Source organism: Bradyrhizobium sp. CCGE-LA001 (assembly GCF_000296215.2).
In the GTDB taxonomy this organism is placed as follows: Bacteria; Pseudomonadota; Alphaproteobacteria; order Rhizobiales; family Xanthobacteraceae; genus Bradyrhizobium.
This window is the reverse complement of record NZ_CP013949.1, coordinates 6,561,538-6,582,918: the sequence shown is the minus strand read 5'-3', so window position 1 is coordinate 6,582,918 and position 21,381 is coordinate 6,561,538. Positions and strand designations below refer to the sequence as shown.

Annotated in this window: 18 protein-coding genes and 3 pseudogenes; 9 read left to right on the top strand and 12 right to left on the bottom strand. The window is 57.0% G+C overall.

Going from position 1 to position 21,381, the window contains the following annotated elements; genetic code table 11:
- Positions 1 to 256 precede the first annotated feature (256 nt).
- Entirely contained in the window at positions 257 to 514 is a 258-nt protein-coding gene (locus tag BCCGELA001_RS30165; protein WP_008545148.1) for a hypothetical protein, read from the bottom strand.
- A 171-nt stretch (positions 515 to 685) separates the two neighbouring features.
- Between BCCGELA001_RS30165 and BCCGELA001_RS30160 the strand changes: the two genes are divergently transcribed.
- The gene (locus BCCGELA001_RS30160; RefSeq protein WP_008545145.1) at positions 686 to 934 is read left to right on the top strand and encodes a hypothetical protein; all 249 of its coding nucleotides are present in this window, start codon (positions 686 to 688) and stop codon (positions 932 to 934) included.
- Between the two features lie 266 nt (positions 935 to 1,200).
- On the opposite strand, the gene BCCGELA001_RS30155 is transcribed toward BCCGELA001_RS30160, so the two are convergent.
- From BCCGELA001_RS30155 to ligD, 3 genes are read right to left on the bottom strand one after another with little or no spacing between them, the layout of a single operon-like run.
- Complete coding sequence (locus BCCGELA001_RS30155; protein ID WP_008545144.1) at positions 1,201 to 1,980, bottom strand: type II toxin-antitoxin system VapC family toxin; 780 nt, start codon at positions 1,978 to 1,980, stop codon at positions 1,201 to 1,203.
- Positions 1,981 to 1,985: 5 nt separating this feature from the next.
- A complete protein-coding gene (locus BCCGELA001_RS30150) occupies positions 1,986 to 2,483 on the bottom strand; it encodes a hypothetical protein (protein WP_144441565.1) in 498 nt (165 codons plus the stop codon).
- A 5-nt stretch (positions 2,484 to 2,488) separates the two neighbouring features.
- Positions 2,489 to 4,306 carry a DNA ligase D gene (gene ligD / locus BCCGELA001_RS30145; protein WP_060736965.1) on the bottom strand — a complete coding sequence of 606 codons (1,818 nt, stop codon included), beginning with the start codon at positions 4,304 to 4,306 and terminating at the stop codon, positions 2,489 to 2,491.
- A 342-nt stretch (positions 4,307 to 4,648) separates the two neighbouring features.
- On the opposite strand from ligD, the gene BCCGELA001_RS30140 reads away from it, so the two are divergent.
- Positions 4,649 to 5,179, top strand: a complete 531-nt coding sequence (locus BCCGELA001_RS30140; protein ID WP_335339443.1) for a tyrosine-type recombinase/integrase — start codon at positions 4,649 to 4,651, stop codon at positions 5,177 to 5,179.
- A 61-nt stretch (positions 5,180 to 5,240) separates the two neighbouring features.
- Here BCCGELA001_RS30140 and BCCGELA001_RS36490 read toward each other — a convergent pair whose 3' ends face one another.
- The 6 genes and pseudogenes from BCCGELA001_RS36490 to BCCGELA001_RS39075 form a co-directional block, all read right to left on the bottom strand.
- Entirely contained in the window at positions 5,241 to 7,061 is a 1,821-nt protein-coding gene (locus BCCGELA001_RS36490) for an alpha/beta hydrolase (protein ID WP_083543453.1), read from the bottom strand.
- A gap of 483 nt (positions 7,062 to 7,544) precedes the next feature.
- Positions 7,545 to 7,697 (bottom strand): hypothetical protein, encoded by a 153-nt coding sequence (locus BCCGELA001_RS38540; RefSeq protein ID WP_193409747.1) that lies wholly within the window; start codon positions 7,695 to 7,697, stop codon positions 7,545 to 7,547.
- Positions 7,697 to 8,059 carry a hypothetical protein gene (locus BCCGELA001_RS30130; protein ID WP_060736964.1) on the bottom strand — a complete coding sequence of 121 codons (363 nt, stop codon included), beginning with the start codon at positions 8,057 to 8,059 and terminating at the stop codon, positions 7,697 to 7,699. Before BCCGELA001_RS30130 ends, BCCGELA001_RS38540 begins: the two co-directional genes overlap by 1 nt.
- A 215-nt stretch (positions 8,060 to 8,274) precedes the next feature.
- Positions 8,275 to 8,982: pseudogene (locus BCCGELA001_RS36485) on the bottom strand (SOS response-associated peptidase); the annotation flags it as partial.
- A gap of 262 nt (positions 8,983 to 9,244) precedes the next feature.
- Entirely contained in the window at positions 9,245 to 10,270 is a 1,026-nt protein-coding gene (locus BCCGELA001_RS30125; RefSeq protein WP_060736963.1) for an IS110 family transposase, read from the bottom strand.
- 109 nt (positions 10,271 to 10,379) lie between these two features.
- Positions 10,380 to 10,763: pseudogene (locus BCCGELA001_RS39075) on the bottom strand (hypothetical protein).
- Between the two features lie 262 nt (positions 10,764 to 11,025).
- Between BCCGELA001_RS39075 and BCCGELA001_RS30115 the strand changes: the two are divergent.
- The 3 genes from BCCGELA001_RS30115 to BCCGELA001_RS30105 all read left to right on the top strand — a co-directional run bounded on the left by BCCGELA001_RS30115 (position 11,026) and on the right by BCCGELA001_RS30105 (position 13,785).
- On the top strand, positions 11,026 to 11,865 hold the full coding sequence (locus tag BCCGELA001_RS30115) for a type I restriction enzyme HsdR N-terminal domain-containing protein (protein ID WP_083543540.1): 840 nt from the start codon (positions 11,026 to 11,028) through the stop codon (positions 11,863 to 11,865).
- Positions 11,866 to 12,066: 201 nt separating this feature from the next.
- The gene (locus BCCGELA001_RS30110; RefSeq protein WP_008545121.1) at positions 12,067 to 12,834 is read left to right on the top strand and encodes a hypothetical protein; all 768 of its coding nucleotides are present in this window, start codon (positions 12,067 to 12,069) and stop codon (positions 12,832 to 12,834) included.
- A gap of 378 nt (positions 12,835 to 13,212) precedes the next feature.
- On the top strand, positions 13,213 to 13,785 hold the full coding sequence (locus tag BCCGELA001_RS30105) for a hypothetical protein (protein ID WP_008545120.1): 573 nt from the start codon (positions 13,213 to 13,215) through the stop codon (positions 13,783 to 13,785).
- Between the two features lie 177 nt (positions 13,786 to 13,962).
- Here BCCGELA001_RS30105 and BCCGELA001_RS30100 read toward each other — a convergent pair whose 3' ends face one another.
- Positions 13,963 to 14,994 carry a reverse transcriptase family protein gene (locus BCCGELA001_RS30100; protein ID WP_144441564.1) on the bottom strand — a complete coding sequence of 344 codons (1,032 nt, stop codon included), beginning with the start codon at positions 14,992 to 14,994 and terminating at the stop codon, positions 13,963 to 13,965.
- A 126-nt stretch (positions 14,995 to 15,120) separates the two neighbouring features.
- Complete coding sequence (locus BCCGELA001_RS30090) at positions 15,121 to 16,341, bottom strand: phosphoribosyltransferase-like protein (protein ID WP_008545117.1); 1,221 nt, start codon at positions 16,339 to 16,341, stop codon at positions 15,121 to 15,123.
- Between the two features lie 833 nt (positions 16,342 to 17,174).
- On the opposite strand from BCCGELA001_RS30090, the gene BCCGELA001_RS30085 reads away from it, so the two are divergent.
- The 4 genes and pseudogenes from BCCGELA001_RS30085 (at position 17,175) to BCCGELA001_RS30075 (ending at position 21,329) form a co-directional block, all read left to right on the top strand.
- Positions 17,175 to 18,008, top strand: a complete 834-nt coding sequence (locus BCCGELA001_RS30085) for a hypothetical protein (protein WP_144441563.1) — start codon at positions 17,175 to 17,177, stop codon at positions 18,006 to 18,008.
- Positions 18,009 to 19,007: 999 nt separating this feature from the next.
- Positions 19,008 to 19,390, top strand: a pseudogene (locus BCCGELA001_RS39065) (hypothetical protein).
- A 1,245-nt stretch (positions 19,391 to 20,635) separates the two neighbouring features.
- Positions 20,636 to 20,878, top strand: coding sequence for an SHOCT domain-containing protein (locus BCCGELA001_RS39555; RefSeq protein ID WP_008545114.1), 243 nt, complete (start codon positions 20,636 to 20,638; stop codon positions 20,876 to 20,878).
- The gene (locus BCCGELA001_RS30075; protein WP_144441562.1) at positions 20,841 to 21,329 is read left to right on the top strand and encodes a hypothetical protein; all 489 of its coding nucleotides are present in this window, start codon (positions 20,841 to 20,843) and stop codon (positions 21,327 to 21,329) included. The genes BCCGELA001_RS39555 and BCCGELA001_RS30075 overlap by 38 nt, the downstream gene beginning before the upstream one ends.
- Positions 21,330 to 21,381 lie beyond the last annotated feature (52 nt).

Sequence of the window (21,381 nt, the reverse complement as noted above, 5' to 3'; positions counted from 1 at the left end):
TGTGATAAAGCGTTCCTTGGAGCGAACACCTTAGTATTGCGGGCGCTTCAGCAACTCGGGAAGGCGGAAATCGCCTTTGCGATCCGTCTCGCCTCCTCTCGCGAGAGAAAGTCGTTGCCATATTGGTAGCTGCGCTGGTGGAGGTCCTCGCGGTGCGGAACGGCGCAGATGAAGAAGCCGCTAGCGTCGAACACGCGGAAGCCGTTCCCGTCCTCCCTCATCACCCAGGGAGCAGGGAAGTGCCGGAGGTTGTCCATCAAACCCGGCGGTGCGCTGGAGTGCCCTTCATGGGTTTACCCGAGGCGTAGGTCGGCCCACTTGCCTTCTCCTCGCTCGCGAGCCGATCCCGTTCAGCGCAAAGCCCTTCCACGTTCGCCTGCATTCGCGAGAGGAGCGCTTCGGCGGAGGCGGACGAGATAGCGGCGCGCTGAAGCTGGAGGATTTCCTTGCGCTGCCGGCTGATCTGCGAGCGCATGTGGTCGATTTCCGAGCGGAGATATTCGAGGGTGGGCATGGGCAAACCTGGGATTTTGCCCATAGAACAAAACAAGAACACAGAGTCAAGGTCCGTACGGGGACCGTGTCTCTTCGTTCAAGCAAACAGGAGAGAATATTCTACTCTTTCAGTAGGAACGGCCGATGGTCCTTCCCGTTGGCGTTGTGCGATCCAACAGGGAGCTAATAAATGAAGAAGGTCATTGTCGCCGCTGCCGCGCTTGCCATGATGTGCGGCTCCGTCTTTGCGCAGAATTCGAACATGGGCAAGCCAGGCATGGAGAAGAACTCCATGGAGAAAGGCTCGATGACTAAGGGCACGACCGGTATGAACAAAGACGGGATGGCGAAGGGCGGTACGGTGCAGCCGGATGCTTCCGGTCAGGGCCGCTCTGGCCCCGGCAGTGACCAGGGCGGGACCAAAGCAAAGATGAAGTAAGCCAAACCTCCTCACCACACCAGACCGCGTCGAAGCCACGACGCGGTCATTTCATTTCCAACAGCCGACGCATAGTTTTTTGCGCTCAATTGAGCCACCGACAGCTAGGTCACATCGTCAATGAAGGGTGACAGGCTCAGCAGCTTCTCCCTTGCGGTCACCGCCCATCTCGCCGCTTGCTTAATTTCCATGGAAGCGCTTCGCCTAATCTTTCATTCATAAAATGAACTGAGAGTCAGGATTCGCGGATCAAGCCAGTATATCTGCTACATTGGCGCGCCGTATCCTCGACTAGGAAAACAGATCTGCTCGACGTTATGTCGCTCGCTTCGCTTCCAAGTGCACCTGATCGACACACCGCTGCACGGGACCGGGTAATCTTGCTCGACCCACCGCTCGTTAGCCGAGCGAACGCTATCGATCTTCGACAGCCGAAGGCAGATCCAGCCATGTCGGGCGGGTTGCTTTGTGTTTGAACTTGGCTCCACAAGGAGCGCGAATGCGCGCTCCTCCCCTGCGGCGTGGCCTAGGATGTAAGGGCAGACCGTCTGGCACTTGCCGTCATGGCTCACGCGAACGGGCCGGCGTTCGAGTAGAGCTTGTTCGAGCGCAATAAAGGTTTCGTTGTGGCCTTCGCTCAGAATTGGAAAGGGAGGCTTGCGACCAGGTCGGGGTTGGTACGTTGCGAAAACTGGATTGAACGTTGCCGCTCGGGTGATCTCCAGGCGCTCCATCAGCGCAAAACTCGTCCGGTCGATGAAGGAACAACGCTCGTCCGGGAAGCTCGCCTCTATCTTCGAAGCCGCCTCCAGATCGGCGCCGATCACAGGCTCGATCTGAACTCCGCTGTCGCGCAGCCGCTCCCAGAACGTGTCTGCAACGTCTTTGCCGAATTGAGCTTCGAGAAGGTGCCAAGTTTCAACCAGGACCAGGGCCGTCGTGAGGTGCTGGTCGATGCTCCGAAGGATCGACTTGGCGCGCTCATTCTGAGCATCCCGCTTGGCCGCCGCGGCGAACCAGACTGAGCTGTCAACGAATGCACTCATGCGCCTCACCACTGAATCGGATACTCTCCCATCTTGCCTCTTGGATAGTTCTGCTCAAGCCATTTATTCGCGGCTTCGGCCGACGCAAAGAGCTTGAGCCAATCGGGGTCTCCGATCGCTCTGGACGCCGGATCGGGCGAGTAGAGCCAAACCGATCCTTCGGCCGGACCGCCATCCACTTGGTACTCCCAAGCAACGCCTTCGGGATCGTTGTCGTCGAACCACCTGTCTGCGGCCTCGGCAGATGCAAACACCTTCACCCGCTCGGGATCGTCGACCGTGCGCGATGCGCCGTTCTCGTAAGCGTTGAGGTAGAGCCATACGGTTCTGCCCTCGCGGCGAGCTTCATCATGGCTGCGGACGGCCGCGTTCACCCTCTGCCGGTCCGAGCGATCGGCCTCAGGCAGAGACATTACCGCGCCGTAGAGTTCGGCGGGAATGCCGCGCCTATTGCCCGCAGGTTTGTGGCGCCATTCCACCCATTGATCGAATGCATCGGACATGCGGCTCACTTGCTCGTGTTGGGGCGGAATGGACTGTTAATGTTGAAAGCATCCGGCGCAATCCCGCTCTCAATGCGCTTCCAGGCCACGGGCGCTGCGATCGGAAATCCCTGTCGGGCTCGCGGGGAATAGGTGCCGATGGCCGTGGTGCCGCGGCCGTTCCGCAGGTAGTCCAGAAAGATGCGATCGCGACGCTTGGCCTGGGCCGACAGAAGGTAGCGGTCTGGATGACGCGCTGCGAGAGCAGAGACCAGCTGATGCGCAATCCGATGCGCTTTATCGTGCAGCACCGGCTGATCCAATGGCGCCATCAAATGTATTCCCTTGCCGCCCGTGAGCTTTGGCCAGGTCTCGAATCCTTCGCGTTTCATCAGCGTGCGCAGATCGAGCGCGGTCTCCACGACCGCATTCCAGCCGACTCCCTCCCCAGGATCAAGGTCGATCACGATACAGTCCGCATGTTCGAAGTCCTCGACGGTCGCATTCCACGGGTGCAGCTCGACGGCGCCGATTTCGACGAGCCCTAGGAAACCATCCAGGCTGTCGACCCACAGGCGCGTTCCCTGGCCGCCCTCGCGCTTCTGAATACGAAGCTGGTGCACGGCGGCCGGAATGTCCTTCGGCAGCGGCCCCTTGTGATAGAAGGTCGTGCCGTGCACCCGACGCACCAGCTTGAGCGGACGATGTCCCAGGTGCGGCAGCGCCTTCTTCCAGACGCGGGTCCAATAGTCGGCGAGTTCTTCCTTCGACGGAGCTACGGCGTCTGGCAGAAGCTGCAGGATGTTCTCTCGGGGGACGCCGAGCTTCGGCCGGCCGGTTACGGATGGCACCAGTCGCGGCGCTTTTACCTTGCGCACCGCGAGATCATCCCGAAAGCCCTTGAACACGGCTTCGCGGAGCAGGCCATCATCGGTCAGCGCGCCATACTGGACCTCGATTGCAAGGGATGGATCGACCCAGGTGGCCTTCGGCTTCTTGACCCCGACATCGAGCGGAGTAGACTTGCGGATCAAGGGATCCAGCCGCTCGCGCAATTCGCGCGCGCTCGTCTCAGTGTAGCCGGTGCGAACCTTGCCGGCATACAGCAGCTGTCCGTTCTCGCGCCGGCCGACATACAGGGAGGCGACCTTGCGCGGGCGAGCTCCGAGCTTCTCCACGAATGCGACAATCGGGAAAGTTTCGCTCTTCTTGCACTTGAGCTTGGCCCACGTCTCTTGCCGCCCCGAGCGGTAGGGTTCGCCGACTCGTTTGGCGATCAGCCCTTCCAGCCCTAGCTTGCATCCCTTCTCGAAGACATCGTTGCCCTCGGCCGCAAGCGCCTCGACGTAGATAAAGGTTTCGGGTGCGCTCTTCAGGAGGCGCTCCAGCAGGCGCTTGCGATCCTCATACACGACTGCGCGCAGGTCGTAGCCGTCCAGGTAGAGGAGGTCGAAGGCGTGGTAGCGCACGCGCTGACTTTGCTTGGGTCCCAGTTCTCGCCGAAGCTGCTGGAAGTCCGGTAGGCCGCCACGGCCGTACACCACCGCTTCGCCGTCGATGATCGCGCTGTTTGCCTTGAGCAGGTGGGCGCTGGCTGCGATCGAGGAGAACTGTTCGGTCCAGTCCAGGCCGTTGCGCGAATATACCTTGGCGTCCTCATCTTGCAGGTGCAGCTGTGCGCGGTAGCCGTCGGCCTTGATCTCGTAGACCCAGTCTGCGCCGCGCGGCGGCTTCTCGCGCAAAGTGGGATCACAAGGCTCGATGTAACCAGGAATAGCAGATTTGACGGCGCCATGGACACGCGAGACTCCCAAACGAGACTGACGCAACGCCACGGCACACATGGCGATTCAACGCAGTCACGGTGAATCGTTCCGTTCTCGTCGCCGGCTTTCAGGAATGTAAATGGCCTCCGCCGGGAAGTGTCAGCTTCCCAGATAGTGAAGATGGCCGGGCCTGGTGGGGCCCGGGGTAGCTGAAATTGGGTCCCCGGAAAGGGTAGCACAGCTCGCGAAACTACGCTCCGAGAGTACCCTCTCCGCGCCTGCTCTTGGGCAGCAGCATGTACGAGTAATCCGAACAGATTACAGTCAAGCGTCCTGTAAGCCGTCGATCTGGCGTCGGGAGGACGAAATGGGTTTGGGTAAGCAAGCGAAGACGTTGAGCAAGGGGCAAGCCGGGCCACGCTGGCGTATCTGTCGACTACCAGATATCCCGAGCGAAACAGGCTGATCTTCCTGCTGTCGGCAAAGGCCGGGCTTAGAGCGAAGGAGATAGCCCACCTGACTTGGCGGATGGCCTTCGACGCCGCTGGCCAGGTCGGGCATGCCATCCACCTAACCAATGATGCTAGCAAAGGCATGTCTGGACGCGTGATTCCCATGCATCCAGAAGTGAGGGCCGCACTCATCGCATATCGACAGACCCTGGCCAAAGTGACCGGTGAATACGTGATCGGCACCGAGCGTATGTCGTCTACGTCGCCGCAGGTCATCGTGAACATGTTCCAGCGATGGTATCGGCACTTGGGCTTCGTTGGCTGCTCCAGCCACAGCGGCCGAAGGACCTTCATCACTGGCGCTGCACGGAAGATCTCCTTTGTCGGCGGATCACTAAGGGACGTCCAGGCTCTGGCGGGACACTCCAATTTGCGCACCACTCAGCGTTACATCGAGGAGAACGCCGACGCCCAGAGAAGAGTCGTGCAACAGCTCTGAGCTGAAGTACGAGCCTGATCACGGTGGCGCCAAGCCGCTTTACTAGCTAGCTATTTCGAATCTAAGGTACATATCTCCAATGGGTTGGACTTTGGGGCGGCTCGGGATAGCTTCTTATTTCCGTCAATCGAGGCGGCTTGTCCCGCTTATCGATCAATATTTTCAAGTCGTTCATCACCGCACGATTGGTAGCGAACTCAGAGTGATTGAGACCCAACAGCTCATCGCCCACTTCAGTCACGTCAATTGTATCCAGATTCGGAAGCACGATCGGACCTTCAGGAGGAACGTCACCCGCGCGCGGGTAGATCGCAAGCACCTTCGAGGCCATCAGAGCTTTATCAGCCGAAGAGGCGTACAACGTGGCTCCTTGAATGATCTTCTGGACCTCGGGCAATTGTCGAATGAAAGTGTCCCGCGCCACGTCCGGCGCAGCCATGATCAAGTGATCCAGCTGCACTGGGCTTGTCGACGATGCGCTCCCCTTCAAGGCATCCAGCACGACGAGGTTTCCCATGCTGTGCGCCAGTACGTCTACGTGTTCAATCCCCAGATCTCTAAGCTTCTTGAGGATGAATATGAAGCCGTCGCGCGCAGCGAGCGCGCTATCAAGATCATAACGGTAATCTCGAACGGCTCCTCGCGAACTCCAAGAGTACAAGACTGAAAGCCCTTTGTAGTCAAGGTCGTATACCATTTGCGCGTTGCGGAATAACGCGTCTTCGAAGGTGTTCGCAAAGCCATGAACAAAAACCAGCGCGCTTTTAGCGTTTCTTTGCTTGACTAGTTGCTCCCAGGTCTCAAGAGGCATGATGGAAAGCTTGCGTAGCGCGAAGTGCTTCTTGTCGTCTTGCTGTTCGCGCTTAAGCTCGATTCCCCAAAACTTCCAAACCGACGGCAATTCGATGCGGCCTATTCGGTGATGCTCAGGGATGTGTACTGCGACGGCGCCAAAGGTCAGATTTGCCTGACGATCGCCCATAAATTCTACGTTGAGAGCTCCATTCTTGGGGATGCGATCTGTCGCGAACAAGAACTCGACTAACCGCCTGTCATTTAGTTGTCCGGGCGTTCCGGCTCCACACGCGCCAGATGCCGTGCGGCATGGATCGGTGTAGCGTATTGGAGGCGCAGGCGAAGGAGCGGGCCGAGCGTTACCTTGCGATTCGCCAACCTGCGCATTCGCCCTGGGGCCAATAATAGGCGGTGTATTTTGGAAGTTGCGCAAATATTTGTCCGCGAGTATGTCACCCTTGTTATTTGGCGTGGGGAGAGGAGGTGGAGACGGCGGCGGCAACGCCGGCGATAGGGAAACGGATTCAAGGTTCGACCACAGGATTTTATGGTTCGCGACCGCAACGACAAAGGACCATTCTGAAAGCCCTCTGTTATGAAGAACTGTGGCACGAAACGAATACGTGCCGGGGTACCTGCTATCCTGCTGAACGGCTGAGACCTGAATGTTTGCGATCGGACCAAGATCACGAAGAATAGGATAGACACCCGTTCCTGATGTCTGAGCTAACGTGCTTTGGTAGAGCAGGGGGTCAAGTAGTCCCTGCAGAGCTGGAATGTTTCCACCCTGCAGAGCTGAAATGTACGTGTAGGCGGTGCCCTGCGCGGCGTAGGACGAGTCAGGTGTCGAGGAAAATGAGAGGCCAGCAGGTCCATTGCAGGTGGCTTTTCTTGCCACGCAAGCTGGATCGTTTCCACGAAGTTCGCACCGTCCGATTCCTGGAACAAGGCAACGCACGCAATTCTCATTCGGATCGCATGCTGCATTTGCCGGCACCGGAACGTTGGCGAGTAGTGCAAGAAGCAGCAAAATGCGTCTGACTGGAAATATATCGAAATGCCAAGCGAACACAGAGAGGCTACCCATAGGTCGTCCTCCTTATAAGGCCTTCAAGAAATAACCATATCCAACCTCAACCTTTGGGCGAGGACAAGGCCAAATCGCCCATGGCATAGATCCAAGTAATTCAGCAGCGGAGATGACGGCTGGCCGACCGAACTTGCTTTGTCAGACATGTGTGATGATATCGCCTTCGCGCTGCGTCCTTAACGCTTGAGTTTCCTAAGCCCCTGCCCGGCTTCGTTCATTTCTTCCCAACCTGAACGCCCTATGAGCGACTGTAATCGCGCAGGGGAGCGCGTCCGGCGGTTGTCTCAGGCAGCACGCCGCTGTGCTTCACGATGATACCGGCCGTTGTGCATTCATGAGTATGGAAGAACATTCTCCCGCCGATAAGTTAGCCGGATATTTCAGCACAAATTCTGAACCGTGACCTCTGCTGAAGGAGTACCCGCGGAAACCCAATGGGTGGGAAATCGGTCGGTGCATCGGACTCATAGTCCGGTTCACTCACTGAAGGGTCGGCTCTACCGGGATCTCCTGGCCGTGCAGATGGTTGTGCACCGCGCCGAGTTCGCGCGTGTCAGACAGATCCGTGCAGCGGATGAAGTGCTCGCTCTCATCCCGAGCCGGCCACCCAGGCGATTTGCTTTCGATCGGCATCAGGAAATGCTCCGCAGCGGAAGGGCCAGCTGCATGTGGAAAGGCCTGGTTGCGTTGGCGTTGATGAAGTCCTGCAGGACTAGAGGAACTTCCGCGTCGGTTTGGGCGGCTCGCTCCGCCAGTGCGTCGGCGACCTCGGCAGTCGCGTCGCGGGACCAGCCGTCAACTGCGTTAAAGCATACGATCCCAACCGGATAGGCGTATTGGCCGGACAGAATGTTCTTCAGGACGGTCTCGAGGTCGGTATCGGCCTCATCCGTCTCGCGCCAAGCACACCCCGCGCGTGCGCCGAAATCCTCAAGAACCAGGTAGATGTCGCGATCGAGACGGTCGGCCGGAACGATCGAAGGCGCGAGACGCATAAGCTTACTCCAACACTACCAAAGGCGGAGAGTCGGCTAAGAGAGGGACAAGGCCGACCGGAACCGCTCCCGCCAGCCCGCCGCCTGGCCGGCGACCTCATAATCTGATCCCGCGGTCTTCGTTCCTCCTGCCGTCGGCACTTGGCCCGTTTGAAAACGGACCGGACGGCAGAGAAACCGATACCGTGTCCCAACAACGCTGTCGCGTATTGGGGCGCGAGGTCTTCCTTCACCCCACGAGCTACGATGCGCAGCGTCCCGTCCGGAAGCGGCCGCTGCAACTTCAGCGCCTCGTCGACGGGTGCGTTCATCCAGGTCTCGACTTCCTCTCGCGTGGTCAGGATCACAGGCATCGCCTTTGGATGAATGGCACCCACTTCGGCGTTGGCTTCGGTCGTCAAGAACGCGCACAGATCGTTGGTGGTCTCGCCCTCCTTGACCTTACGGACCGACGTCCAGTTGGTCCAGAGGCCGGCAAAGCATAGAGGCGGCCGGCTCTCATCGAGCGCGAACCAGATGTCACCGCCTTTAGCCTTGTTGAAATCGCTGAATGAATTGAACGGGACCACGCATCGGTGCTCCGGGCTCAGCCATCGCGTCCAATGCCTTGACTTCACATTGCGGATATTGGTCGTTCCGGAATCCGGCTCCATACGAAGCAATTCCTTGAAGTCGACGGTCTCGCCTTTGGCCTCAAGCTTCGCGGCCCGCTTCTTGGTAGCCTCCAGCGCCTGTGCGGAGGAAGGCATTCCCCAACGAGCCAGCGCGAGCTCGCGCCCGGCGACGCTAGTCCGGACGATTGGTGCCTTGTAGTCAGGAAAAACCCCCGGCATTGGGGCGAGGTTGCCGACGTATTGATTAACCACGCGGAACAGCGCGCTGATCGCAGCCTGGTTGGTGGTGATCGAATACAGATTGCAGATGTGGACGGCCCCCCGCTTGTCAGGATTATAGCAGACTCCTGGCCAGATCGCTTGCTATCAGATGTCCGGCCTGTTTGCGCGGACAAAGCCCGCTGGCCGAGATGGTGTTCGCTACGCGCGCTCCAAGCACATGGGCGACATTCTTGTTGCCAGTGTAATCTTCGGAAGCTCGCGCGTATCGACCGATCGGTCCTTCCATCTACTGTGTCCTGCAAGTTCGTGGGCAATCCGCCTAGCAACCTGCTCGCGGGCCGATTTCAGATCAAGTCGGCATGACGGCTACCGGCTGCTTGTACACGCCGCCCGATATCATCAAGCGCCAAGCGATGCGGGCAAACTTGTTGGCCAAGGCCACCGCGACCAACTTTGGCGGCTTTCGCTCCAGCAGCGAAGCGAGCCATGGTGTGGGCTTATGACGGCCCTTTCGAATATGCCTCAGCAGTGCGGTCGCACCGACGATCAACGTCGATCGCAGTATAGAATCTCCAGCCTTTGTAATGCCGCCAAGCCTTTGCCGGCCGCCAGTTGAATGATCCTTAGGTGTCAGCCCGAGCCACGCCGCAAAGTCGCGACCCGATCTGAAGGTCTCGGGGGGCGGCGCTTTCATGCTTAGCATGGACGACCCAATCGGACCGACGCCGGGAATCGTCGCGATCCGCCTGCTGACATCATCGTCGCGGTGCCACCTCATCAGCTTGGCTTCGATCTTTGCCAGGCGGGCTTCGACCGCGGCATATTCCTCTGCTTGGAGTCGGAAGAGATCCTTTGCCATTTCCGGCAAGCTGTCATCCTCGAGTACCCGTTTGATGAGTTGCGCGACATTCTGCCGACCGGCGGGGCCGACGATGCCAAATTCAGCCGCATAGCTCCTGAAAGCATTGGAAAGCTGCGACTTCACGCTGACCAGGCGTTCCCGCACAGTCATTAACATGCAGGCCGCTTGCCGTTCCTTCGATTTGACCGGTACAAACCGCATACTCGGCCGGGTGACCGCCTCGCACAGCGCTTCGGCATCGGCCGCGTCGTTCTTGCCGCGCTTCACGTAAGCCTTCACGTACTGAGGGGGGATCAGCTTCACCTCGTGACCGAACGACTGCAGCAGGCGCGCCCAATGATGCGAGCTGCCGCAGGACTCGATGGCGACGAGAACCGGTGGAAGCCGCTCGAAGTAGCGGATCATCTCGGCTCGCCGGAACTGGCGGCGGACCACGACCTCATTCTCATCAACACCATGAAGCTGGAAAACCGACTTGGAAGTGTCCATACCGATGCGAACAGGAAGATTCATCAGACTTTCCTCTCATCTAGCTGTGACGCTGACAGCGCCATAGGACCGTGGGGATGAGAGGCCGTCCACACCAGCACATGGTTTCAACTAACTTGATTCGCAGCTCGACCTAACGTTCTTCAGTCGGATGCACCCACTTGTACGGGGTAATTTGCCTTGTCTCGGTTAGTTTGATCATGCGTGCGGGTGGCGCATACCATGGCGTGCGGCACGACCGGCACTTCAGCGAGGCTTCCAGCTTCCAGAGCGGCGTCTCCGGACGTCTGCGGATGGCGCCAAGAGGAAGACTGCTGCGCATCTTACAGCGAGAGCACTCGACTTCCAGCCAGCCGAGTCCGCCGTTGATGCATTGGCCGATCGTCGGGGAGGGCTGTGCGGGGCCTCCGTAGCCTTCCATGCAGACCGACCAGGCCTCGGCCTCGGCTCAGTCGGCCTCGCGAACGGCCGCCTCGGCGCGCTGGCGAGCTCCCTTGGCCCGGATCTTCGCGCCCATGATCCGACCGCTCCAAATGACCTCTCGCGACTTGGTGCTCGTGTCGGAGGATTCCGCGAGGAGGCCCGAGACGCAAGCCGCTACGTCTTGCGGGCCGGCCCTCCGACTCCACTAGTTCTTCGTTCAACATAGACGAGCGGCTAAGCAGTGCAGGCCGCCTCGCCGAATGCTCCGGCGCTTTCGGCTCCATTTCGACTAAATGGGGCTTGTGCTCGCCGGAAGGTTGCATGATGCTCATGCCTTTATTTCTAGGGGGCGAATCATGGCAAAACTGTCAACCAAAGTAGCTACTCGGATCACCACTCAGCTTAAGAAATACCAGAGTGTATTGGCAGGCCTGCTGAAGCGCGATGTCAGCGAAGCCGACACGGTCACTGTCATCAACGATATGCTTTCCGATATCTGCGGCTATGACAAATATTTGCATGTCACTAGCCAGTATGCCATCCGTGGTACCTATGTTGATCTTGCCGTGAAGTTTGATGACGAGATCAGGTTCATCATCGAAGTTAAGGCAATCGGAATCGATCTCAAGGATGCTCATGTCAAGCAGGCCATCGATTACGCCGCTAACGAGGGCATTGAGTGGGTGGTGCTCACCAATGGTGCTCACTGGCGGATCTACAAGGTGCATTTCGGTCAGCCAATCGAGAAAATTCTCGTTTGCGAGCTGGACGCCATTGAGGCAAGCGCAAAAAGCCCAGAAGCCTTAGAGTGCTTTGGAAATTTGAGCCGTGAAGGCTTCTCGAAGGGCACGATGGCGGAGTTCTTGCTGCACAAGCAAGTCACGAACAAGTTCACTGTCGCAGCCGTTCTGCAGACCGACTTCATCCTGGAGGTTCTGCGCCGCGAGATTCGTCGGATGAGTTCCGGCGTGAAGGTGGAGGTCGACTACCTGAAGACGTTGTTGCGCGAGGAGGTCATCAAACGCGACTTGGTTGATAGTGATGAAGCGAAAGCGGCTCTCCAGAACATCAAGCGTTTGCAGCGAGCGGCGACGCGGAAAAAAGCTGCACCGAAAGCTGCAGAAGAAGAAGCTCCGATAGTGGCCCGGGTCGAGGATGCTGCCGCGTCAACGCCGCGAGCGGTCGCCATTCCCTGACTAAGATAGGGCTATCGTTGAGGGGCGTTCCTGCTTTCTTTGGCAGCCCGCCACTTGACCTTTGAAGCTACGCCTCTCAGTAGTGGGCTGATGTTGGCTTGCGCTGTCGAGCAGGATAAGAGGGCGGCCGCCGATGGTGCTGCAACGGTGTGACGTGATGTACAGCACAACCGAATACTACGTCATCGGTGGCTTCCCGTGATGAATCGCCATCAACGAGCGCGCTACATTCTCGATCGATTGATCGGGACCAGCGTGGTGTTTAACGGGGTACTGATCCCAGCATCAATGCTGACGGCGGCCCTGGCGAGGTACGTGGACAATCTTTCCATCTGGAACGATCACGAAATATATAAGGTCTCCCTCGTAGGATCGACCGTCCCCATTAAGTTCGCAGAGCGGTACTTTGTGCTTTGCACCAATCACCAATTACGAGGATGTCAACCGGAGAACGTGTCACTGTTAGGACGCGACGGAAAGATGCTCATTACCTCCGCCGGAGTGCGTCACTTCAACGACGACAGCAATCCGTACTATCTCGATCTGGCCGCTTTCGACTTCACTGAGCCATGCGAGGCCCGTCAGGAATTGAAGGAGAGATTCTTTGCGTTGCGGGAGGTCCCTCCAGATTGCCCCGCCACAGATATTGTATTCGCAGTCGTTGCGGGCTTCCCATCTGGCAAGCAGCGATACGAACTTGAAGAAAAGAACCACATTGGCAAAGTGAAGCGAATCGTGGTGTGCCGGCCTGAGCCGGCTTCCTATGACCCAGCGCTCCTCTGTCTACGTGCAGAAGAGCCGTTAGACTTCGACCCAAATGGCATGAGCGGCGGATCGGCATTTGTCGTCCAGGCCGTCGCTGGAGAGTTTCGTGCTTACTTTGCGGGGCTCGTAGTGACCGGGGGTAAAGATCAATTCCATATCATCAAAGCCGGACACATTTGGCGTTTTCTGCGAACGCTGGTTTGACGCAACTGATGACAGATACACCTGCTCTGAGCAGTCGCTAGGTACGTCCCAGCCATTCTGCCTTGCCGGCCAACGTAATGCGATAGTGCGGTATTCGCCCCTCCCGCGGCAGCGGCTGAACCTCGACAGGACGCCCCATCGACTTCATCGTCCAGTACTGAGATCCTGGATATGGAATGTTGTGTGCCCTACAGATCGCGGCCAACGAGGTTGCTGATATGCCGAATTGGCGCGCGGTCTTCTTGAGCGGCGCCTTCCAAACGAGTTCATAGAGTTCAGACCGAGAAATCTGCATGTTGGTCCTGACGCTTTCGATGACCTTAGCGCGCGTGGCCAAGGAGAGCGAATCTGGCCGGGTGTGCGATAGAAGGAGAAGAAATGAATCTCGACAGGATGCTGCAAGAAATCATCCCCTATAGGATGTACGCGGTCAGCGCGCTCAACTTGGCAACTAGCCTGGGAGCGGACGCGGACAAGCCAAAGGCAATTCAGATCTATATCGACGGCAAATTGCGCATCGAAGGCAATCTGTTTGCTTTTACCAACCCTGCTATCGAAGCTGGCTTAGTTCATTGTCGCGCGCTGCTGGAGTTTCTCGGCCTGAGCGCGCATCGCTGTGGCCACATCGTCAACGTTGACCGACGTCGACCCACCGACGTTGGAATTGAGAATTTCTCAAATGCGAGCGGTGCACTCTCGATGGTCCGCCCTGAGGCCGCACTTGCTCGCTATGAAGGAGGTAAAGAGGAGGCTGAAAAAGCGCTGCTGGCTGTCTTCCGGATCACGAACAAGGGGATTGCTCACGTAACAGAGGACTTACTGGACAATCCTGAGCACGGACGCCTGATAGAGATTGCAAGCCGAGGGGTGCCGTCGCTGGTGGTCAGCTATCTATACACGCCATTGGGATTGCCAGCGCCCGATTACAAGCTAACGCATCGGACGGCATAACTGCGATACTCAAGGCTCGAGCCACTGGCTGGGCCAAGTAACCTTGGCAAATTCAGCTGACATTTTTTGCCAATAGGGCTGATCTATCGACTTCGCGTAGTCGAGCAACCCTTTGACGTGTCTATAGAGGCCTGAAAGCGAGTCAAAGCCTCGGATGTCGGCATGATACTGAACGCCCTACTTCCGCATGTGGAAGATATGCATCCGCAGATTGTCTCGAAGTTTTCGAGACAATCTTGGCGCGGTCCCGTCGACGAGTAGCCCTAACACCACCTTGCGGCCGTCAGGCGGGATGATGCGGGTCTTGGCGGTATTAATGCGTAGCCCCTTGACGCGGATAATTGCCGCGACCGCGTGAATTAGTTCCTTGGCACGCTCTCGGCTGAAGTCGCCTCTCGTCGAGAACGTCATGTCGTCGCTATAGCGGCTGTAGCGTAACTTGCGGTGCTCGGCCAACGCCTGAAGCTGTTGGTCAATGTTGATCATGAACAGGTTTGACAACAACGGGCTCGTTGGCGCTCCCTGCGGGAGGTATCCGACCTTGGCGCTTCGGTACTGGGCTATCTCGTACTCGCCGGGATCGCGCTTCCATGGCACGGCTTGGTAGCGTTTGCTGTAGAGAGGAGCGTCGGTGACTATCCTAGCCATTTCGAACGCGACCAGAGGATTGTAGCCAAAGCCTTTGAAAATGTCGAAGGCGTCCCGTTCGCTGATCGAGCCGAAGAACGCCGATATGTCGATTTTAATCACCCACGTCGCGCCACGATGCACGGCGGCGCAGTCGCGAATGGACTTTTTGCGGAGAAAGGAGAAGCAGGCCTCGTGCGCCTTTGCTTGACTCAGAATATAGGTGTGGATCCATTTTTGGACTCGCAGCAATTCTGCTTCCGGCACGCTGATGAGGCGATGGCCGCCAGATCGTTTGCGAATACGGAAATAAGAATATTGCTTGCCATTGCGTGCGACGATGGCCCGGAGCGAATTATAACTTACGCCGCAGCGCCGAGCCAAATGATTGAGGGTAATCACGGCCGGCAGGGGGGTCGGATTGCTGTAAACCGCTCGTTCTATTTCCTTAGCGGCCGTCTCAAGCAGCTCGCGGTCGCGGCCGCTGGCTAGGCCTTTAGTGATGTAGTGTTGAGAAGACCAAGACATAGTTACTTTGACTTCACCGTAGGTGAATAAAGGGAGAGCCGACGCGAGGCGCACGATGGGAAACAGGCTTTCCCTTTAATCGACTGCCTAGCGTCAGCTTGCTCACAGGGCTGCGGTAGTCCGAGCCCCAGCAGTTACAGCTTACAACTGCCTAGGTGCCTGACCTGCGTCAGGCACGCACTAACCATGCCCCGATCCTCTCAACTGTTTGGGATAATACTCATCGGAGCCGAGTGTGGGAAGGGTGGCGGCGCCTGAGCGCTTTCGGCGCGCGTAGTCGAGCTCGGCGTGGCCGCGGTCCGTAATGCGCAAAGCAGGCGTCAAGAGCCTCCAGGAAATACAGCGCTCGATGATCTTGGTGCATTCTTCGATGGTAAGGCCAGTGGCATGGGCAAGCGCCGAGCGCTTGCGCACGCGCTTGGCAACGAGACCGAGCAGTACCAGGATCGTCTCGCCGATTGCCCCTCTGCGCGATAGGGCACCGGACGTTGCGAGTCGGCCTTGTCCAGCCCCCTGAAGGACTGCGGAAGCCGACGGGACCCCGAACTCAGCCGGGAATGCCGAAGCGGCTCCTGGCAAAACGGACCGCTTGGGGAAGAGTGGCTTCCAGATCTTGCCGCTACCAGCTTTGGCCCAGAAGACGGGCGGGACATTATCGGCACAACCGTGCTCGAAGACCAGGACCGAGCCAGTGTTATCGTAACGTAAAGGGATGCCGGGGCTGTCGGTACGTTTGGCGTAACGCTTCAAGGCCGCCATCAGCGCAGCCCGCTCCGGCCGAGTAACCGGCAGTTCCTGGAACGTTGGGCATCCTCGAACGAGCTGAGGCTCAAGATCGAGCAGTCTGCTGACGCGCGCGCGGCCGCGGTCGGTGGCGGAGTAGGCCACGAGCGCGAATTTGATCCACCCAAAAGAGTGCCACGACCGGATCGTCCGGTTAGCCCACAGCGCCGCGTGAAATTCGGCAATTCGCTGACCGGATCCGACAAAGTCATCGACGAGAACAATGAGGCGGCATTTGACGTCAAGCATTTGTCGGATGCTAGGATGGTTAAGGAGCTGGCTGGAATGAGTCCTGCACAGTCCGCGAATAATGGCGGCAACGCGGCCCTCGCTTCCGATATCGCCGCCCGGTCCAACAGCATCAGCCTCTTCATCCTCCATCAGATAGGGACCCGCACCGTCCCATTCGCGCGCGGCGAAAAAGGCCGTCGGTCCTGCGGCGCCTTGCGCGGTGCTCGCCAAAAGGGAGATGAGCCGTCGCTCGAACTCGAGGCTGGACACTAACACGAGCGACTCCAGTAGTTGCCGAGCCAGTTCGCGATCCAGCGCGTCGAACTGGTTGATCCACGCCTGTCCGTCTGCTGTATCAGGAAGCCGCAGCGCCAGCGATCGGGTCAATGGTGTGGTTCTCCTAAATGGCATATCCGCGCTCCCGCACTGATGTCTTCGCCTTGTCAGATTATTTCAAGCCCGACGGGATCCGGCTGTGATGGCCTTGTCTTGGCGGGCAAGTAAAAATGCGCGGGGAAAGTACTAAGGTCTGGGTGGTTATTCGATCTCGTGCTACTATATATTGACAACCGACGCTTCGAAGAATCTGCGGTTTGCCGATTCGGCTCCCCGCAAAATCTTTGGGGGCCCTGTACGACGCGAAGTCCTGCGTTCCACGCGGGATACTCATGTAGCGGCTACGGGGTTCCCTTCTTCCTCTTTGTTCGCTTGCTACCAGGCAGCACAATTCGTTCTGCTGGCGTGAACAGCCAATGCCGATATGGATGAGTCCAGCGACAATCTTCGGTCGGTTGTCCGGTCGATATCCCAATGTTGAAATTGGGATAGATGTCCTGGATGCGACGCAGGATGTGTCGGTAAACTCGATCCTTCGCTTTGGTGCGGCTGCCTCGGCGTTTGCCGCTGGGCGATGTCAAGTCGAAAATTGATGGCGCCGAGGACAACATCTAAACATTGCAGAATGACGTTCTGCTTGGAGTCAACGTCAGCAATGTTCTCTCGCTTGATTTGTATCTTTCGTTCTCGAAATGGCGGCGAACTAGCCAAACCAGAGAGAAAACCTCGAAACTGTTCGACGCGCTCTTTGTTGTCTGGGATTTGATCAGGATAGATTCTGAGATTGACACCGCCTTCGATAATTGGAGAAACGCTTACCCTCCAAAACTGAGGAGGCTCAATTCATTGCGACTACGGTATCGCCCCGCGACCTAGATGCCTACATGGATGGGCATGTTGATCTGCGTTATTTGTTTACATACCCAGCGACCCGAGCTGAATTTACATTCGATCTGATGAAAATGACTGATAACAAAGTCATGATGGTGCCATTTGAGGAAAACATCCCGGAGGAGTGGCTGCCGTCGCCACGCTTCTTTTGTACCAGTCACACGGAAGATGATCCAGAATCCGAAAATCCCCGAGACGAGCAAATGCTGACCGTGGATGGGGAATGGGATATGCCGGACTTTGGCGAGTTCTATAGTAAGTATTCAGACGTGTACTATTTTTTGTCCGCAAGCCATTCGTTTACCGACGAAACGGTTGACCTAGAGAAGAAGAAAGCGATCAAAAAGACCTTCGTACATACACCGTTTAAAGGTGGTTTTAGCTACGTGCATTTCTACGGAATGTTGCCCGCTGTCGTGCCAAGGAGTGAACGGCTCCGAATGGACAAAATCAAGTATGAGTCGCCTGGCTACGTGAACGTTAATGGTGACGCTGAAACGTTTCTTGAGACGAAATCGATAATAAAGTCGTTCTTGGAAAACCGAATTGTACTACGCAAGCTTTATTCGGACTTTTATGACTTTCTTTCTAAGCGCAGGTATCTGGCGATGGCAGCGGAAGATTTCTTACCTGCCGATGTTTCGTTCGCCTATATCGATGGTACTGCAACTTCATTGGCAGAGAAAATGAGCTTGCCCAATATCGATATCAGCAAATCCCTTACTGAGGGGAATCCATTGGCCTTTGCGAAGATAGTGCTGTCTCTTTATAGGCGCCTAGATGACGCATCGAAATTCTTTGCACAAGGTCGGATGAATTTCGGCTAGCTTCCTTTCACCTTTTTTCGGGGGCGCAGCTCATTGGCTACGCCGCTAGTCATACGAATCTTTCCGATCACGCGGCAGCACTCGCCCGCGCGCGTATCCAGGTGAAGCAAGCTCTTCGAGGCGCCGCTCCAAGAACTCATTTGCGACGATCAGCGCCTTAACAGCCTCCCGTGCATCCCCGCCGCAAGCCGCTATGACTTCATCGGCAGCCGCTTCCAGGCGGTTGGGATCGGAAGGAAAATAAGTAGTGTAAGCCGGCATCGAACCATTGTGCCACTTTTGTTCTCATTCGCAATCTGATCTTGGTGCCAGTGCCTAACCGTCTCTAATATCTTAGGTTGAATTTCGGAGGGGGCGTCATTAGGTCTGGGTCGGAGGCCCCTTTCAATGCCAGATCAATCTCACACAGAGACCGTGACCGCGTGGCGCGAAGCCAGAGACAAGAGCCGGCCAGGTTCAAAAGAATGGGCGGAATACGACGCCGAGCTGAAGAAGGCTGAAGCCGACCTTAACAGACAGAGGAAGTAAGGCTGCCAACTTAGGCGACCTCTTAGGGCTGATCGATGGCGTTGGCGCGGTGCGAGCTTTGCAACAACCCAAAGGGACGCGGGGGCAGATCATATGTGCTGCCCGTCGAGCCGATCGGCTACCCTAAAAGTGCTGCCATCTGCGGAAGTAACGGTTGCGAGAACGTCGCTTACATCTGGCTCACTAATGAAGAACGGGACGAGTACTTTCGAGGACGCCGAATATTTCAGTACCCCTCGCAGGCCATGAAGGTGCAAGTCATCGGCCCCGATGAGGATGGGTTGGGAGCCTGAGGGCCGCCTCACTTGGCGGCCTCCGATTCCCAAAATATCCACAGCCACGATAGTCAGTAGACCAAAAGCGTTCCGGCTCCCAACGGATTGATAATTTGCGCAGGTAAGCGCGCTACGCTTCTCTATAGCGCCATGTCCACCAAATCCCCGCCAGTAGCTGTTTGGTACACAAATCAAGATGTCAGCCGAACGCGCCAAGGAAGCGCGTAAGGTAGCAGACAAGCTAGCGTGTGAGGCTTGGAATTAACGCATGCTCGGATACAAGGGACCGGCTCAGTCATCGCCAACCATCGGCGATGCCATCAATGGCGGCTATCCTTATCTGGAAGTACGGTGCTTGGGGTGCGACACCAATCAGACCGTTGCGCTAGATATTATTCGTCGCGCCAAGTCTACACCGGTCCACGAGCTGGAACGCTCTCTGCGTTGCAAAGACTGTTCGGCGGTGCGACGATATCCGTACAAGCGAAGCGCGCTAGTGGCGCTGCGGCCAACTGAGATTTCGGCGAGCCATCGCCCTCAACGTGGTGGCCGGGGGGAACGATAGGGAGAAACGTTTGATATCCTTGACGTTGAATTTCCAATGGGAGGAGGCACCGGGCGCAAAGACCCTAAGTAATCCAACCAAACCTCGCCCAGCCAACGAATTTCGCGATGCACCAGCCGGGCAGACTGCGCGCCAGGCGGCCTTCTATAGGAATTTGGTTCGGCTTGCCGAACAGACGCAATCGAAGACACTTCCAATCGCATTCGTAACCGCAGATGGCTTAGCAAAACGGATGGATCACGGGTGCATTAAGATTGCGGAGCGTGCTGGATTCATAGAACCGTTGGCGAATTCAGCAAGTGGTGGGGTCGAGACAGTGACGGTGACGTGGAATCCCGCGCTCTGACCACTATCGTGTCGGTATAACTACCGCCGACCTTTTGATTAGCGGAACTCACAACTTCCGCGTAGTAGCCAATTAGACTTGTCGCAGCCACCGTGACTATTTGCTCGCCACTCTCACGCACGTGGCAACAATGACAGAATCGATCATCTTCGCTGCATCGCTAGTTTTCTTCGCGACCGGTGCGCAAGCTCACTACGTTGGGACCGGCTCGAATCTGAACACTCACAGCTCATCTGGCTATACTCGCAGCAACGGCACTTACGTACAGCCTTACACAGCAACTAATCCAAATGGCACTCAGCGAGACAATTACGGCACGTCTGTAAACTTCAATCCGAACAACGGAACGTTTGGTACGCGCACGCCGCATCCTTGATTCGATACGAGAACTCAGGCACGGAGGCCGCCTCAATTGGCGGCTCTTCCGTTGTTGTGGACTAGACGTGTATCCACACCCGCGATGCGGTAGCTTGGTGGCACACCAACGTGGTGGGCCGGGTAAGCGATGGAGGAAAGCAAGCCGGTGACGTTGATCATTCCCAAATGACCGTTGAGATAGGTCAGTTCTACATCTGAGACTTGGGGTCATTGAGGTGAAGTCAGAAAATAGCAAGCCACGTTGGCAGAAGATTCTTGAGTTGGAAGCCAAGGCTAACGAGAGGGAATCGGCGCAACAAGAACGAACGTCTGTTCTGACTTGCAGGGGGCGCGGTGCAAACCTGGAATTGCACGACGACTGCGTGGTGATCCGCCGTGGGTTGGTTTGGGGACTTGTCTTTCAGCAAGGGATTAAGGGCGACAAGCGGATTCCGTTCTCTTCAATTCGTGCGATCCAGTTTAAGCCCCCCCCGGTCTCCTAAAGGGCTATATACAGTTCACTCTGGGCGGGTCTGTCGAGGACACGGGCGGCGTATTGTCTGCGGCTCACGATGAGAACACGGTTTTATTTTCGAGTGAGATTGAATTCGCAAAAGCGAGGCGGTTCATAGAGGCGAAGGTCGCCGCTAAGAATCATCATCCTACGTTGTCCGCGACAGAACACGGGCTAAGTGTTGCGGAGCAACTTGAAAAGCTTGCCGCATTGCTTGATCGTGGCTTGCTAACGCGAGACGAATTCAATGCGCAAAAGAAAAAGCTTCTGTTGCAGAATGAGTAAGATAGCGGGCCTAGCCAGCCTGGCGCTGATTGTCGCCTTCGTCTTCCTTCTTTTCATGCCAATCGCTTCGGCAGTTGCCGATGAATGTGAAGCTATTGCCGGCGAGGTCGCAGCGCGGGTACCGGAGGTTTCGGTGGGCCGTCGCACCTCGGTGGTCTTATTCCTCGCTCACCCAGCGGTGAAATATGCGTCGATCGGGTGTTTGCCCTCTAGAAATTTCGTTGCGGTCGCAGAAGGCAAGTACCCGAAAGCAGACCATTTTGATTTCATCGGCTCTGCGGGAGCCGTCGTATTGCACGGCAACAGTGACACCATTCGGGAAGGCGCGATACGTTGCCTGAAGCGTGCATTAGCCAAACCGGAGGAGGACACCAATCTCGACTTTGGCTCGTTCTCGTTTGGTTGTTCGGCCGATAAGTTGTCAACCGTAGTCACGGTGCAGAAGCGATAGACTTGAGCGCATGCAACGAACTGTTCAAGCGGTGGTGCTTGCCTCTTCGTTG